General features: G+C 55.7%; 15 protein-coding genes. 2 read left to right on the top strand and 13 right to left on the bottom strand.

The annotated features are described in order from the left end of the window. Positions 1–83: 83 nt before the first annotated feature. Positions 84–602, top strand: a complete 519-nt coding sequence (locus tag B9Z35_RS02865) for a hemerythrin domain-containing protein (protein ID WP_104799119.1) — start codon at positions 84–86, stop codon at positions 600–602. Positions 603–624: 22 nt separating this feature from the next. Here B9Z35_RS02865 and B9Z35_RS02860 read toward each other — a convergent pair whose 3' ends face one another. The 4 genes from B9Z35_RS02860 to ettA all read right to left on the bottom strand — a co-directional run bounded on the left by B9Z35_RS02860 (position 625) and on the right by ettA (position 5,263). Next, complete coding sequence (locus B9Z35_RS02860) at positions 625–1,665, bottom strand: methionine synthase (protein WP_108282141.1); 1,041 nt, start codon at positions 1,663–1,665, stop codon at positions 625–627. Between the two features lie 21 nt (positions 1,666–1,686). Beyond that, positions 1,687–2,697, bottom strand: a complete 1,011-nt coding sequence (locus B9Z35_RS02855) for an LLM class flavin-dependent oxidoreductase (RefSeq protein ID WP_108282140.1) — start codon at positions 2,695–2,697, stop codon at positions 1,687–1,689. Between the two features lie 62 nt (positions 2,698–2,759). Beyond that, complete coding sequence (locus B9Z35_RS02850; RefSeq protein WP_108282139.1) at positions 2,760–3,389, bottom strand: response regulator; 630 nt, start codon at positions 3,387–3,389, stop codon at positions 2,760–2,762. Between the two features lie 206 nt (positions 3,390–3,595). Then, positions 3,596–5,263, bottom strand: a complete 1,668-nt coding sequence (gene ettA / locus B9Z35_RS02845; RefSeq protein WP_108282138.1) for an energy-dependent translational throttle protein EttA — start codon at positions 5,261–5,263, stop codon at positions 3,596–3,598. Positions 5,264–5,503: 240 nt separating this feature from the next. Here ettA and B9Z35_RS02840 point away from each other — a divergent pair, with 240 nt between their 5' ends. Then, on the top strand, positions 5,504–7,351 hold the full coding sequence (locus B9Z35_RS02840; protein ID WP_108282799.1) for a DEAD/DEAH box helicase: 1,848 nt from the start codon (positions 5,504–5,506) through the stop codon (positions 7,349–7,351). Positions 7,352–7,354: 3 nt separating this feature from the next. Here the strand turns inward: B9Z35_RS02840 and B9Z35_RS02835 are convergent, their stop codons facing one another. From B9Z35_RS02835 to B9Z35_RS02795, 9 genes are all read right to left on the bottom strand, one after another. Continuing rightward, on the bottom strand, positions 7,355–7,669 hold the full coding sequence (locus B9Z35_RS02835; protein ID WP_108282137.1) for a 2Fe-2S iron-sulfur cluster binding domain-containing protein: 315 nt from the start codon (positions 7,667–7,669) through the stop codon (positions 7,355–7,357). Next, positions 7,666–8,706, bottom strand: coding sequence for an aromatic ring-hydroxylating dioxygenase subunit alpha (locus B9Z35_RS02830; protein ID WP_108282136.1), 1,041 nt, complete (start codon positions 8,704–8,706; stop codon positions 7,666–7,668). Before B9Z35_RS02830 ends, B9Z35_RS02835 begins: the two co-directional genes overlap by 4 nt. Before the next feature lie 21 nt (positions 8,707–8,727). Next, positions 8,728–9,465: an ABC transporter ATP-binding protein gene (locus tag B9Z35_RS02825; protein ID WP_108282135.1), complete on the bottom strand. Its 738-nt coding sequence runs from the start codon at positions 9,463–9,465 to the stop codon at positions 8,728–8,730. Continuing rightward, positions 9,458–10,231, bottom strand: a complete 774-nt coding sequence (locus B9Z35_RS02820) for an ABC transporter ATP-binding protein (protein ID WP_108282134.1) — start codon at positions 10,229–10,231, stop codon at positions 9,458–9,460. The genes B9Z35_RS02825 and B9Z35_RS02820 overlap by 8 nt, the downstream gene beginning before the upstream one ends. Next, positions 10,228–11,202: a branched-chain amino acid ABC transporter permease gene (locus tag B9Z35_RS02815; protein WP_108282133.1), complete on the bottom strand. Its 975-nt coding sequence runs from the start codon at positions 11,200–11,202 to the stop codon at positions 10,228–10,230. Before B9Z35_RS02815 ends, B9Z35_RS02820 begins: the two co-directional genes overlap by 4 nt. Then, the gene (locus B9Z35_RS02810; protein WP_108282132.1) at positions 11,199–12,077 is read right to left on the bottom strand and encodes a branched-chain amino acid ABC transporter permease; all 879 of its coding nucleotides are present in this window, start codon (positions 12,075–12,077) and stop codon (positions 11,199–11,201) included. The genes B9Z35_RS02815 and B9Z35_RS02810 overlap by 4 nt, the downstream gene beginning before the upstream one ends. Continuing rightward, on the bottom strand, positions 12,077–13,243 hold the full coding sequence (locus tag B9Z35_RS02805) for an ABC transporter substrate-binding protein (protein WP_108282131.1): 1,167 nt from the start codon (positions 13,241–13,243) through the stop codon (positions 12,077–12,079). Before B9Z35_RS02805 ends, B9Z35_RS02810 begins: the two co-directional genes overlap by 1 nt. A 27-nt stretch (positions 13,244–13,270) precedes the next feature. After that, on the bottom strand, positions 13,271–14,044 hold the full coding sequence (locus B9Z35_RS02800) for a GntR family transcriptional regulator (protein ID WP_108282130.1): 774 nt from the start codon (positions 14,042–14,044) through the stop codon (positions 13,271–13,273). Positions 14,045–14,106: 62 nt separating this feature from the next. Then, positions 14,107–14,826, bottom strand: coding sequence for an alpha/beta fold hydrolase (locus B9Z35_RS02795; protein ID WP_108282129.1), 720 nt, complete (start codon positions 14,824–14,826; stop codon positions 14,107–14,109). Between the last annotated feature and the right edge of the window lie 66 nt (positions 14,827–14,892).

Genomic DNA, 14,892 nt, shown 5'->3' with positions numbered 1-14,892 from the left:
TGACCGTGCCTGACCAACTTGGCGCATGGCCTATTTGCCAACGCTCAAGCAAGCGCTAACCGTAACCTCTCTCAAAAGCTCTCATGACCGACACACTCACCGCCACACTGCCCACCCGCGAAGTCACCCTCGCTTGGTCTGACGCTTTGTCACTCGAGCTGGACTTCATGGACGACACGCACCGTGAGTTTGTCGACTTATTAGCCGCCACCGAGCTGGCCGATGACGACACCTTGACCGAGCGCTTCGCTGCCCTGATCGAGCACACCGAAGAGCACTTTGGCGGCGAAGACAAGTGGATGAAAGACACCAAGTTTTCATCCAGCAACTGCCACACCATGCAGCACAACGTCATCCTCGAAGTGATGCGTGAAGGCTTGCGCCGTGGCCGTGAAAAAGGCGACATGGCCGTGATGCGCCAAATGGCACATGAGCTGGGCATTTGGTTTCCGCAACACGCGCAAACCATGGACGCGGCCTTGGCCCTGCACCTGCGCCGTGTAGGCTACGACGCTGAGACTGGCATCGTCTCAGCGCCTGAGGCATTGCCTGAAGACGAGATTCACGGCAGCGGCAGCTGCGGTGACAGCGGCTGCGCTTAAACCTTCGCTTGAATACTTTGCTTTAAGCGTAGCGTTGACGCGCCAGCGCTGCGCCATCGGCCAGCGCTTGCAGCTTCTTCATGGCCACCTCGCGACTCATAGGCGCTAAACCGCAATTGGTACACGCAATCAAACGGTTCTTAGGCACGTACTTCAACGCCATGCCAATGGTGTCGGCAATTTGCTCTGGCGTTTCAATGACATCGCTGGCCACGTCGATCACACCCACCATCACGTCTTTGCCTTCTAGCAAAGCCATCATCTCTGGCGGCACATGCGAGTGGTAACACTCCAAGCTCACTTGTTGGATACTGCTCTTGGCCAAGGCGGGCAATACTTTTTCGTATTGACGCCACTCGTCGCCCAAGGTCTTCTTCCAGTTGTTGTTGGCTTCGATGCCGTAGCCGTAGCAAATGTGAACAGCGGTGGTGCAGGTCAAACCTTGCGCGGCGCGCTCTAGCGCTTTAACGCCCCAGTCTGCTGCTTCTTCTAGGTAGACGTTGAACGCGGGTTCGTCAAACTGAATGATGTCCACGCCATCGGCTTGCAAAGCCAAGGCTTCTTGGTTGAGCAGCTCAGCAAAAGCAAACGCCATGTCGATGCGGCCTTGCACAGCGTCTTTGCCCTTGCCGTAAAAACGGTCGGCCACGGTGTCGACGATGGTCATTGGGCCGGGCAAGGTGAACTTGAGTTTCTTCTTGGTGTGGGCGCGGGCCAACTGCGCTTCAAACGCGTGCACACGGCCTTTGAGACGCAGGGGGGCGATGACTTGTGGCACTTGCGCGTCATAGCGGTTATTACGAATTCCCATCGTCACTTTGTTTTCAAAGTCGATGCCTTCCACCTGCTCTAAAAAGCCGTGCACAAAGTGTTGGCGCGATTGCTCGCCGTCACCAATCACATCAAGGCCAGCATCTTCTTGCGCCTTGATCCACAACAGCGTGGCATCGGCTTTGGCTTGCAAGAGCGCATCGCCTTCGGCTTGCCACTTGGGCCAGAGTTTGTTGGTCTCGGCCAACCATTCGGGTTTGGGCAAACTGCCTGCGATTGCGGTTGAAAACATGGTTTGGTCTCCGTTTTGGTTTTAAGTTGATGTCGTCAATGAAAACTCTTTGGCCAGCAGCTCATACGAACGGGCCTGTGCAGCGGGCTCGTGCGTCCAAGTGATGATCACCACTTCGTCGAGCTGCAAACGTTCTGCAAGTTTGCGTAGTTTGTCGGCCACTTGGCGGCCACTGCCCACCAAAGCGCCTGCACGCAGCTCGGCCATAGCCACTTCTTCTGATGCGTTGTAGTCGCGCACAGCTTGTTCGGGGGGCAGCAAAGCGCCGATGCGGCCTGTGTTGCGGTCCATCTTCCAGCGCGCGCGACTTTGGAACAAACGCCACGCCTCGTCCTCTGTGTCTGCGGCCAGGGCCCATACACACACGGTGGCGCGAGGCTTGGGGTTACGTTCGTTGGGGCGGTAGTTGGCGCGGTAGAGGTTGAACGCGTTGTCTACGCCCTGACCTTCGGTGATGAAGTAGGCAAAGGCATAAGGCAGGCCCAAATGCGCGGCCAACTGTGCGCCGTAGTTAGAGCTGCCGAGCATCCAGACATCGGGTGATGTGGGGCCACTGGGATAGGCATACACGCCGTGGCCGGGGTGGCCAGCGGGAATAGGATCACCCGTGACCCAAGCCTGCAACTCCATCACTTGCTGCGGGAAGTTGTCAGAGGCATGTCGATCGGGATTGAGCAGCTGCGCGGTGCGTCCATCGCTGCCGGGGGCGCGGCCCACGCCAAGGTCGATACGACCCGGTGCTAAAGCATCGAGCACACGGAATTGTTCTGCCACTTTGAGCGGCGCGTAGTGCGGCAGCATGACTCCTGCACTGCCCAGCCGAATGCGCGTGGTGCGTGCGGCAATAGCAGCCATCAACACCTCGGGCGCAGTGCCCACAATACTGGGGTGGCTGTGGTGCTCGCTCACCCAAAAGCGGTGATAGCCCCATGCCTCACATTGAGTAGCGAGGTCTAAGGTTTGGCGAATGGCCGCGTCTTGGCTTCGGCCAGCGGCAGCAACAGATTGATCGAGGGCAGATAGTTTAAGCACGGGGCAGAGCTTAACTGGCTCTGAATCCCCTTGCTGTCACCCAGGCGCTGGGCGCTGATAAATTAGGCAACTTGGCGTGCGCGACGGTTGATTTGACGCACTGACATGAGTGCATCAAAGAAACCATGCAACCAGTCCATGTCGATGGGCTTTTGTAACATTTGCACGCCATCTGGCAAGCCGCCTTTGGCTTGCACGTCTTGCGGGCTCATGCCCGTCATGACAACAACAGCTAAATTGCTGAACAGGTTGTGGGTGCTCAGGGTTTTCAAAAACTCAAAGCCGTCCACATTCGGCATCTTCAAATCGGTCAACAACACTTGAGGCTGCAAGCTCGGCATATCCAGCAATGCTTCCATGGCGGATGAATACATGACCGCATCCAAAGGCAAACCCCATTGGTCAAAGTTTGCTTGCAACATCAAACGGGTGTTTTCGTCGTCTTCCACCACCAACACGCGCAAACGGTCTTCACCTTGCATCATGGAAGCAGGGGCCAAGTTATGACGACGTTGGTAGTCTTGAATGGATTGCAATGAAATGCGACGGTGACCTCCTTGGGTCTTCCAAGCTTTGAGGTCGTTCTTTTCAACCAAACCCTGAACGGTACCCACAGAGATACCCAACATTTTGGCTGCATAGCTGGTACCGCAGTAGCCGTCGTACGGCTCTTTAGAAGGAGGCATATTCATTACAAGTTCCTGTTCTCTTAACTAATCTGAGGAAAGCCACATACAAAATATGTAACCGTTTGTATGCATTGTATAGTCAATTAAACCCATCAAAGTATTAAAAATGATGAAGTGAAACTCATGAAATATGAAATATTCACACCTAGAAAACAAAAAAGCCCAATCACCTCCGAGGTGACTGGGCTTTCACAGGGAAAAGTAAAAAATTACTTCAAAGCTTTGAAACGTACGCGCTTAGGTTTAGCACCCTCTTCACCCAAACGCTTCTTCTTGTCCGCTTCGTATTCTTGGTAGTTGCCATCAAAGAACACCCATTGACTATCGCCTTCAGCAGCCAAGATGTGGGTGGCAATACGGTCAAGGAACCAGCGGTCATGGCTGATCACCATGACTGAGCCGGCAAACTCCAGCAGCGCGTCTTCCAACGCACGCAAAGTTTCCACGTCCAAGTCGTTGGATGGTTCATCCAGCAGCAACACGTTACCGCCTTCGATCAAGGTCTTGGCCAAGTGCAAGCGACCACGCTCACCACCGGACAACATGCCGACTTTCTTTTGTTGGTCGCCACCGTTGAAGTTGAAGCGGCCGCAATACGCGCGGCTTGGCATTTGGAACTTGCCCACGTTCATGATGTCCAAACCACCCGAGATGTCTTCCCACACGGTTTTGTTGTCGTTCAGGTCGTCGCGGGACTGGTCCACAAACGCCATCTTGACGGTTTGGCCAATCTTGACCTCACCGCTGTCTGGCTGCTCTTTGCCAGCAATCAGCTTAAACAAGGTCGACTTACCCGCACCGTTGGGGCCGATGATGCCCACAATAGCGCCAGCTGGCACTTGGAAGCTGAGGTTGTCGATCAACAAACGGTCGCCAAAAGACTTGCTGACGTTCTTGAACTCAAACACTTCATGACCCAAACGCTCGGCCACTGGAATGAAAATTTCTTGGGTTTCGTTGCGCTTTTGGTATTCGTGATCGGACAACTCTTCAAAGCGGGCCAAACGGGCCTTGCTCTTGGCTTGACGACCCTTGGGGTTTTGACGCGCCCATTCCAATTCCTTCTTCATGGCCTTGGTGCGTGCGTCTTCGGTGCGCTGCTCAGTGGCCAAACGGGCTTCTTTTTGCTCCAACCAGGTGGAGTAGTTACCTTTGTAAGGAATGCCGTGGCCACGGTCGAGTTCCAAAATCCACTCGGCGGCGTTGTCGAGGAAGTAACGATCGTGGGTAATGGCCACCACTGTGCCTGAGAAGCGAGCCAAGAACTGCTCCAGCCAGTCCACCGATTCGGCGTCCAAGTGGTTGGTGGGTTCGTCAAGCAACAGCATGTCGGGCTTAGACAACAACAAGCGACACAAAGCCACGCGACGTTTTTCACCACCAGAGAGCTTGCCAATGATGGCGTCCCATGCGGGCAGACGCAGCGCGTCGGCGGCGATTTCCAGCAAGTGGTCTGAGCCGTCACCCGCACCAGAGGCGGAAATGATGGCTTCAAGTTTGGCTTGTTCGGCAGCCAGGGCGTCAAAGTCAGCGTCTTCTTCGGCGTAGGCGGCATACACCTCTTCGAGGCGAGCTTGTGCTTCTTTGACCTCGCCCATGCCGCTTTCGACCGATTGGCGCACGGTGTGCTCAGGGTCGAGTTGTGGCTCTTGGGGCAAATATCCGATCTTCAGGCCCGTCATGGGAATGGCTTCACCTTCGATCTCTTTGTCGATGCCCGCCATGATTTTGAGCAAGGTGGACTTGCCTGAACCGTTGGTGCCCAGCACGCCAATCTTGGCTCCGGGGAAGAAGGACAGGGAGATGTCTTTCAAGATCTGACGCTTGGGCGGCACGATTTTGCCGACGCGGTTCATACTAAAAACGTACTGAGCCATTTGTTTTTCTTTCGGGTAGCAGAAGCAATAAAACGTGGATTATCCCAGCTATCTGGATCCGTGCGACAATTCACATCGTTGCCGCCGCCAGTTGCCGCAACATCAGCACTTCTGCTGGAGCTGGTTCCAAACACTTCTGTTTGTGATTTTTGAGCTCACCTGTAAATATTGCCGACCTTTGACTGGGTGGCCTTCGGGCCAAGCGGGTTGGTGTCATGCGCTGACATAAAGCGCTCCATCATGAAATTTGAAGATTTAAATTTGGCTCCGGCCATCCAAAAAGCTGTGGCCGAACAGGGCTACGAAACTCCCACCCCTATCCAAGCCCAAGCCATTCCAGCGGTTCTCGCTGGCCACGACTTGTTGGCAGGTGCCCAAACCGGCACGGGTAAAACAGCGGCGTTCACACTGCCCATGCTGCACAAGCTCACCATGAGCCGCAGCAAAGAAAACAAGTTTGGCGTGTATGGCGTGCGCGCCCTGGTGCTGACCCCCACCCGCGAACTCGCAGCCCAAGTGGAAGAGTCCGTGCGTAACTACGGCAAATACCTGCAACTCACCTCCACCGTCATTTTTGGCGGCGTGGGCATGAACCCCCAAGTAGCCCGCATCAAAAAAGGCGTGGATATTTTGGTGGCCACCCCCGGCCGCTTGCTCGACTTGCAACAGCAAGGCTTGCTCGATTTGTCCACCGTGGAAATTTTGGTGCTCGACGAAGCCGACCGGATGTTGGACATGGGCTTCATCCACGACGTCAAGAAGATCTTGGCCTTGGTGCCCAAAGACAAACAAAGCTTGCTGTTCTCAGCCACCTTTAGCGACGAAATTCGCGAACTGGCCAACAACCTGCTCAAAGACCCACAGAGCATTCAAGTCACCCCCAGTAACACCACGGTGCAACGCATCACGCAAGTGGTTCACCCTGTGGGCCGCGGCAAGAAGAAGGCTTTGCTCGCACACATCATCAACGAGCACAACTGGAGCCAAGTACTGGTGTTTACACGCACCAAGTTTGGCGCCAACAACGTGGCCGAGTTCTTGACCAAGAACGGCATCAGCGCTATGGCGCTGCACGGCAACAAAAGCCAAACCGCACGCACCCAAGCCTTGGCTGGTTTCAAGAGCGGCGAAATCCGCGCCTTGGTGGCCACCGACATTGCTGCACGTGGCATTGACATTGACGAGTTGCCACACGTGGTCAACTACGAAATCCCCAACATCAGCGAAGACTATGTGCACCGCATTGGCCGCACAGGCCGCGCTGGCTCAAGCGGTGAAGCCGTGAGCTTGGTGTCGTTGGATGAACAAGGTTTCATGCGCGACATCGAAATCTTCACCAAACAGCAAGTACCTGTCGTGGCGGTTGAGGGCTTTGGCCCTGAGGCCGACGAAAAGGCTGAGCCCATTGCGATGGGTCGCCAAACTCTGTGGGGCGGCTTAGGCAAGCCCCCAGGCCGTGACGTGATGGCAGCTGCTGCCAAAGCCGCACGCGGTGAAATGATGCAACGCATTCGCGACACCAAAGCCGCTGGCGGTGGTCGCAATGGTGGCGGCGGCCGTGGTGGCCAAGGTGGTGAAGGTGGCCGTGCCCCTCGCCCCAACAGCCACGTGAGTCGAGACCGTGTGGGTGATCGTCCTCCACGCGACGGTGAGCGCACTGAACAATTTGGTGATCGCCCACCTCGCAGCAACAACCGTCCTCAAGGCCAAGGTCAGCGCCCACCCCGTCAGTTTGACAACCGTGGCCCGCGCAACGACGCACCACGTCCACCCCGCGACTTTGATGCGCCTCGCGCACCTCGCCGTGACGACGATGACTTCCAACCCCGTGCCAACGCGCACTTGGGCACCCAAAGCGGCGTAAACGCCTTTGGCCATAAAACTCAAGGTGGCGGTCAACGCCAACCTGACCCCACACGCACCAGCGTGGACCTCATGACCGAACGCAAACGCGGCGGTGGTGGTGGCTTTGGCCGTCGTCCTAGCGGCGGCGGCGGCGGCAATCGCTCCGGCGGCGGTGGTGGTGGCCGCTCAGGCGGCGGCCGCAGTGGTGGCGGTTTTGGTGGCGGCGGCGGTTACGGCCGCTAAGCCTCAAAGATCAAGCATCAACACCGCATTTTTGCTGCGTGAACAACAAGGCGTGAACTGATCGTTCGCGTCTTGCTCTTCCCCGCTCAAATACATATCGCGGTGATCCGGCACACCGCCCACAACGCGGGTCAAGCATGTGCCGCAAATGCCCTGCCCACATGACATGGGCACATCAATGCCTGCAGACTCCAGCACTTGAAGTGCGGTTTGATCTGCGGGTACTTGCAGCTGCTTTCCCGACTTCACCAAGGCCAGCGTGAATACGCCATCTGGCCCCACTGGGGTAGATGCGCCTTCATTCATGTGATCGCTCATGCGGCAACTCCGTTTTTTTCTTGGGTCAAAAGTCGCTCGATGACGCGGCGTGATTGCACACCACCCGCGTCGATGTTGAGCATCAGCAAGGCTCTGTCTGGGTAGCGAGTCAAGTTGCGTTGCTGACGCTCCAGCATGTCTAAGTCCTCAGCAAAAATCTTGCCTTGGCCTTCACGAATCGCATCTGTCAGCTCAGAGTTTTGAGGTTGGAACTTACGAGCCATGCCCCAGAAATAAAGAATGGATGTTTCAGTCTCTGGCGTGATGAAGTCCACCACCATGCTGTACACCTTGCTCTCGTCGGGTGCGTCATAGCCGCCTTTGCCTGCATGCGCCACGCCCACTTCAATCATCACATGGCTGGGTGGTGTGAAGTGGCAAATTTGCCAGCGATCCACCGGAACATCATCAGCCAAGTTGTTGTGACGCAGCGCCATCTTCCAAAACGGTGGTGCTTCAATGTTCTCCATGAAGCGACTGGTCACCACGTGGTCGCCATCGACCTTGGTCGTGCAAGGCACTTCGTCAATTTCTTTTTGCCCAATGCTGTTGGAGTGCACGTAGGTTTCGTGCGTCAAATCCATCAAGTTATCGATCATCAACTTGTAATTGCATTGGATGTGATAAAGCCCACCGCCATAAGCCCACTGGGGGTTATCAAAGAACTCAAACACGGGCAGTTTGGATTCATCCGCCTCGGCCACATCGCCAGGCCACACCCAAATAAAACCATAGCGTTCCACAGTGGCAAAGCTGCGAATAGCAGGAAAACCGCGCACACGTTGCCCTGGCATGGAAACAGTCTTGCCGTCACAGCCCATCTCTAAGCCGTGGTAGCCGCACACCAACTTGCCGTTACAAACCTTGCCCAAGGACAAGGGCGCGCCACGATGGGGGCAAAAGTCTTCGAGTGCAGCCACCTTGTTGGCTTCGCCACGGTAAAACACCATGGGCTCGCCGCAAATGGTTCGGCCCAATGGTTTGTCTTGCACTTCAGCAGCAGTCGCTGCCACGTACCAAGCATTTTTAATGAACATACGCACTCACTTTCTCAATCTTCAATCGACATGGGCTACGCCCAACAGACGATCCAACAATTCGGGTTGATCCAACAGCGCTTGTGCACTGCCGCTATGCACCAACGCGCCATGGTCAAGCACCACGGCTTGGTGGCTGATTTTCAAAATCGCTTGCGGGTGTTGCTCAACGATGATGGCGCTCAAGCCCTCTTCGCGGGTGATGCGTGCAATGGCGCGCAACAGCTCTTCCACAATGATGGGAGCCAAGCCTTCTAGTGGCTCGTCCAACAACAGCAGACGCGGGTTAAGCACCAAGGCGCGGCCCACTGCCAACATTTGTTGTTCACCACCCGAGAGCTGCGTGCCCAAGTTGTCTTGGCGTTCGGCCAAACGTGGGAACAACTCATACACCCGCTCGGGCGTCCAAGCGCGATGCTTGGTGTCGTTCGCACCACGTGCCACCGCCGTGAGGTTTTCGTGCACGGTGAGTGACTTAAAAATATTGCGCTCTTGCGGCACCCAGCCAATGCCAGCTGCAGCGCGTTCATGAGGGGCCAAGCGATGCAGGGCAGCGCCGCCCAATTGAATCGTGCCACCATGCTGTGTGGTCACACCCACCAAGGTGTCTATCAGCGTTGTTTTACCTGTGCCGTTTCGGCCTAGCAACGCCAATGTTTCACCTTCGTTCACACGCAGTGAAATATCGTGCAGCACCACAGCTTCGCCATAGCCCGCGCTCAAACCTTCAATGCGCAACAGTTCTGTCGCTTTAGTCATGGCTGGTCCCTAAATAGACGGCTTTGACTTGGGGGTCATGCGCAATTTCTTGCGGCGTTCCCTCAGTCAGCACCGCACCATTGACCAGCACCGTGATGCGGTCGGCAAAGTTAAACACCAAATCCATGTCGTGCTCAATCAACACAATGGATACATCGCTGGGCAAAGCTGCCACAGTGTTGAGCAACTCATCTCGCTCGCCCGCGGGCACGCCCGCCACAGGCTCATCCAACAACAAGACCCGAGGCTCACAAGCCAAAGCAATCGCCATCTCCAGCAAGCGGCGCTTGCCGTAGGCCAGATGCTCGGTACGTTGCTCCATCACATCGGTGAGGTGAAACTGTTCTAATAATGCTTCAGCCCGCTCGGTGATGGCCGCGTTGTGACCCAGCGGTTGCCACCAACGTGTGCCCTCGCCGCGGTGCTGCGTGACGACCATCGCCAAGGTCTCTAAAGGCGTGAGCGAGTTGAACAGTTGGTTGATTTGGAACGTACGCACCATGCCTCGTGAAACACGTTGATGCGGAGCTAAGTGCGAAATATCTTCGCCCTGCAACACAATTCGGCCTTCGGTCACCGGCAATACGCCGGTCATCAAGTTGATGAGCGTGGTTTTACCTGCACCGTTAGGACCAATCAACGCGTGACGCGCACCATGTGCAATGTTGAGGTTGACGTGATCAGTGGCCGTGATGCCCCCAAAACGTTTGACCAGCCCTTGCGTTTGCAAGGCATACCCGCTGTGGTTGGAAGACGCCGCGCTCATGACTGTCCCTCTTTGCGTGGAGCTGAAAACCAAGTCCATGGGCGAATCAAACGTTCGCGCCCAACCAACACCAACACCACCAAGAACAGCCCCATCCAAAACGTCCAGTACTGCGGGGTGATGTTGGCAATCACGTCGTACATCAGCTTGAACGCGACAGCGCCTGCGATACCGCCATACAACCAACCCACACCACCAATCGCCAACATCAGCATGACATCGGCAGAGCGGTCCACCGCAAACACATCAAGCGACGCAAAGCCTGTGGTCTGCGCCATCAAAGCACCCGCAGCACCTGCAATGCCTGCGGCAACGGTATAGACCACTGCCAACCGTGCGGTGACTGGAATGCCTATGGCCATGGCACGCAAACGGTTGTCACGCACCGCTTTGAGCGTCGCCCCCAAAGGCGCATGCACCAAACGTCGCGCCAATACAAACAACACCAACAGCACAGCCAATGAATACCAAGCTGAGGTTTGTCCCATCAGGTCAAACTCAAACTGCCCCAGTAACGGCCCCATGATGACACCTTGCAAACCATCAGCCCCGCCTGTCAAGTCGCTGAACTTATTCGCCAATTCCAGCAAGATGAGCGCAGTGCCCAAGGTGACCATCAAACGCGTCAAATCACTGCCTCGCATGATGGACAGCGAACACACAGCGCCCAGCAAAGTAGCTGCAGCCATACCCACCACCAAACCCAATAATGGATCGGGATGGATGTGTTTGGCAAACAAAGCTGCCGAGTACGCACCAAATCCTAAAAACGCCGCATGCCCCAGCGACACAATGCCGGTATAGCCCAACACCAAGTCCAGCGAGACGGCAAACAAAGCCACGATGGCAATCTCGTTGATGATGAGCGAGTGTTGTGCCAACGCCCAAGGCGAGGCAAACGCAAGCACCCAAAACACCAGCTCTAGAGGTTGCCAACACGCCGCACGCAACAAAGATGTCTGCGCATTCATGACTTACCTCCTTGGCGCACAAAGAGGCCTTGCGGACGCCAAATCAAAATCGCGATCATCAAGGCGTACACGATGAATGCACCCAATTTAGGGATGTAGTACTTGCCCGCCACATCGGCAATGCCCAGCAACAAAGCTGCCAGCAATGGCCCTGTGATGGAGGTTGTGCCACCGACGGCAACCACGATCAAAAAGTACACCATGAATTTCAAAGGAAAGGTTGGGTCAAGCCCCAACACCTCAGCGCCCAATGCGCCACCTAGACCTGCCAAACCAGAGCCCACGGCGAAGGTGGCTGCAAACACCACATTCACATTGATGCCTAAGCCCGACGCCGCGCGTGCATCGTCCACACTGGCGCGCAAGCGGCTGCCAAAACGCGTGGCCGACAACACATATTGCAATCCCACCGTCAACGCCGCACACACCGCGATGATGAACAAACGGTAGTGGCCCATGCCCAATACAAACGGCGTGTCGGCAAACAACTCGGTGCGGCCGCGCAGCCAATCAGGCAGCTGCATGATTTGCTGTTGCGAGCCCATCAAATAATCGGCCGAAGCCACGGCCATGAAGGCCAAACCAATTGAAAACAGCACTTGGTCTAAGTGCGTTTTTTTATACATAGGTCGGTATAGCGTGCGCTCTAGCACCACGCCCACCGCCGCCGATGCCAAGAAGGCCAACGGCAAACACACCAAGAACGGCACACCATGACGCTGCATCAGCGCCACGGTGACATAGCCGCCCAGCATGGCAAACGCGCCATGCGCGAGGTTGATGAAGTTCATCAACCCCATGGTCACGCACAAACCCACTGCCAGAATAAACAGCAGCATGCCGTACGCGACCCCGTCAAACAACAGGGTGAGCATTACTTGGCTTTACCTGGGTCTTTGACGTCAGTGATGGTGCTGAACTCTTGGTTATAGAGCTGACCACCCACCTTCTCCACTTTGCGGATGTAGATGTTGTGCACCACGTCACGCGTTTGCGCATCGATGAACATGGGGCCGCGTGGGCTTTCAAACAACTGGCCTTTCATCGCGTTAAGTAATGCCTCGCCGTTGCCACCTTTGGTGACCTTGGCAGCTTCATAAATCACGCGCATGCCGTCGTAGCCGCCCACAGCCATGAAGTTGGGACGCAAGCCAGCGTTGGCCTTTTCAAACGCAGCGACAAACTTCTTGTTGAGTGGGGAATTGTGTGATGCTGAGTAATGGTGAGAAGTCACCACGCCGTTGGCAACGTCGCCCATGCTGTTCAAGATATCGTCATCGGTGATGTCACCCGTGCCGATCAACTTGATGCCCGCTTTGTCCATGCCACGCTCTGCAAACTGTTTCATCAGTGCAGCGCCTGCGCCTGATGGCACAAACACAAACACGGCATCTGGCTTCAAGTCACGCACTTTTTGCAAGAACGGGGCGAAGTCTGGGTTGCGCATGGGTACGCGCAAAGTGTCGAGCACTTGTGCGCCATTGAAAAGCATGCGGTCTTTGAAAAACTTCTCAGCGTCAATGCCAGGACCGTAGTCCGACACCAAGGTCACCACTTTTTTGATGCCGTTGTTGGGGGCCCAATCTGCCATCGCCACCGATGCTTGAGGCAAGGTGAAGCTGGTGCGCACCACATAAGGCGAGGCCTGCGTGATGCTAGAGGTGGCTGCTGCCATCACCACCATGGGTGTTTTCGATTGCGTGGCCAAAGGCGCCGTGGCCATGGCCAGAGGCGTCAAACCAAAACCGGCCAACACATTGACCTTTTCGTTCACCACCAGTTCTTGCGCAATGCGCTTGGTCACATCGGGTGCGCTGGTGTCGTCTTTGACAATCAGTTCCACTTTTTTACCACCGACGGTGTCACCGTTTTGCGCGATATATAAGCGAGCTGCAGCTTCAATTTGTTTACCTGTTGAGGCAAAAGGGCCGGTCATGGGCAAGATCAAACCGATCTTGAATTTTTCTTGAGCCAAGGCCGTGCCGGCGTGTGCAGCCAACAAAGCAAGCGCTACAGCGCTGAGGAAAAAACGTTTTTGCATGAACTGTCTCCTTTGAAATAATCGTCGTCAAGAACTGGGGGAAATCAAATGTGCACCCGGCAAATGAAGCGGGCTTCGCACCGCTTCACGTAAATTTCTTTGTGCCAAGCGCGAGTGTTCGCGCATAACAGCCTCAGCCCTTGCGCCTTCGCGCTGGCCAATGGCTTGCATCACTTGCCGGTGCTGGTCTTGGGCCACGACCAGCATGTCGCGGGCTTTGGGCGAATTGGCTTGCACGCCCACAAAACCAGACGGCGAGGCAAAGGGCAAACTACCCACGCGCTCTAACTCACGCTGAATCACGGGTGACGCGGCCAGTGCGCCTAGCAAGCTGTGAAATTGGGCGTTCAAATCAACATAACGAGAGAACGCTTCTTCATTCAGCACGGGCGCTTGCAACAAAAGATCAATGCCATCCAAGCAATCATTGGCACGGGTCAGCTCTTCGCTAGACGCGCCACGCTCTGCTGCCACACGCGCGGCTAAACCTTCCACCGTGCCCCGCAGCTCAATCGCATCGGCCACATCGGCCTCTGAGAACTTGCGCACAGCAAAACCACCGCTGGGCATTTGTTGCAGCAACCCTTCTTGTTCAAGTCGGATCAAAGCGGCACGGATGGGCGTTCTGGAAACACCAAGCTTTTCAACCAGCGCCAACTCGGTGATGCGTGATCCGGCCTGCAACTCGCCAGCCAAAACCATCTCACGTAACTTCAACTGAACCTTGACAGCCTGCGACCCACCCTCTTCAAAAGGTTCGCCGACAGAGGCTTGAGTGGCAGTTACAAAATCCGTTCGCATTCGAAAATTGTATACATTGACACTTGATTTAGCTCAATAAATAGGCATTTAAAGGGTAAATCCTAGGTTTCTGTATCCAACCAGCGAAGCATTTCAGCTGCCACCGCCTCGGGCCGTTCCATCGGTGCCATGTGACCAGCCTCCTCAACCACCGCCAAACGGGCGTGCGGCGCAAGTTGATGCATGGCCTCGTGCTGCGACGGCGGAGACCAAAAGTCTTGTCGCCCACACAAGATCAGCGTTGGCACACGAATGGCAGACAGCACATCGTTGGCATCGGGTCTGTGAATCAAGGCATGGAGTTGATTGGCAAAGATAGTCGCATCCTTGCGCTCGAACATGACCAAGATGCGCTCGATCAACTCAACATCTTTTAAGCGATCGGGGTGCACCATGCCTTGCACCCATTCACGGGCCATGGCGCGAACACCTTGGTCTTGAGCAATCTGCAACAGCGCCATGCGCTTGCGCACCTCTTCCTCTCCCGCGGCACCGGCGAGCTTCGGTAAATAACCTGTGTCCAAAAGCGCCACGCCTGCCACGCGGTCAGGCGCAATGCGCAACACCTCCAGCGCCACGCGTGCGCCCATGGAATGGCCGGCGATATAGAACTGAGACGGTGCATCAGCCACGAGCTGAACCGCCATCTGCGACAGCGAATTGGCATGACCGTGATCGACCACCGTGCATGCATGCACAGGCGATAGCTGAGGCAAAAGTGGGTCCCACACGGTGTGGTCACACATCAATCCGGGGACTAACAAGAGAGGCAAGGCAGTCATTCGTATCACTTCATAATCCAAACGTGAGACAGTTCTCACACACAGCTTGTAACGCAATCAGCAAGA

It is taken from the genome of Limnohabitans sp. Jir61, assembly GCF_003063545.1.
Lineage (GTDB): Bacteria > Pseudomonadota > Gammaproteobacteria > Burkholderiales > Burkholderiaceae_C > Limnohabitans.
Note: the sequence above shows the minus strand (reverse complement) of the source record. Positions and strands in the feature narration are given on the sequence as shown.

Excerpts from the sequence above, each read along its gene's own strand:
- B9Z35_RS02865 (WP_104799119.1), top strand. The coding sequence starts at position 84 with ATGACCGACACACTCACCGCCACACTGCCCACCCGCGAAGTCACCCTC.
- B9Z35_RS02860 (WP_108282141.1), bottom strand. The coding sequence starts at position 1,665 with ATGTTTTCAACCGCAATCGCAGGCAGTTTGCCCAAACCCGAATGGTTG.
- B9Z35_RS02850 (WP_108282139.1), bottom strand. The coding sequence starts at position 3,389 with ATGAATATGCCTCCTTCTAAAGAGCCGTACGACGGCTACTGCGGTACC.
- ettA (WP_108282138.1), bottom strand. The coding sequence starts at position 5,263 with ATGGCTCAGTACGTTTTTAGTATGAACCGCGTCGGCAAAATCGTGCCG.
- B9Z35_RS02840 (WP_108282799.1), top strand. The coding sequence starts at position 5,504 with ATGAAATTTGAAGATTTAAATTTGGCTCCGGCCATCCAAAAAGCTGTG.
- B9Z35_RS02835 (WP_108282137.1), bottom strand. The coding sequence starts at position 7,669 with ATGAGCGATCACATGAATGAAGGCGCATCTACCCCAGTGGGGCCAGAT.
- B9Z35_RS02830 (WP_108282136.1), bottom strand. The coding sequence starts at position 8,706 with ATGTTCATTAAAAATGCTTGGTACGTGGCAGCGACTGCTGCTGAAGTG.
- B9Z35_RS02825 (WP_108282135.1), bottom strand. The coding sequence starts at position 9,465 with ATGACTAAAGCGACAGAACTGTTGCGCATTGAAGGTTTGAGCGCGGGC.
- B9Z35_RS02820 (WP_108282134.1), bottom strand. The coding sequence starts at position 10,231 with ATGAGCGCGGCGTCTTCCAACCACAGCGGGTATGCCTTGCAAACGCAA.
- B9Z35_RS02815 (WP_108282133.1), bottom strand. The coding sequence starts at position 11,202 with ATGAATGCGCAGACATCTTTGTTGCGTGCGGCGTGTTGGCAACCTCTA.
- B9Z35_RS02810 (WP_108282132.1), bottom strand. The coding sequence starts at position 12,077 with ATGCTCACCCTGTTGTTTGACGGGGTCGCGTACGGCATGCTGCTGTTT.
- B9Z35_RS02805 (WP_108282131.1), bottom strand. The coding sequence starts at position 13,243 with ATGCAAAAACGTTTTTTCCTCAGCGCTGTAGCGCTTGCTTTGTTGGCT.
- B9Z35_RS02800 (WP_108282130.1), bottom strand. The coding sequence starts at position 14,044 with ATGCGAACGGATTTTGTAACTGCCACTCAAGCCTCTGTCGGCGAACCT.
- B9Z35_RS02795 (WP_108282129.1), bottom strand. The coding sequence starts at position 14,826 with ATGACTGCCTTGCCTCTCTTGTTAGTCCCCGGATTGATGTGTGACCAC.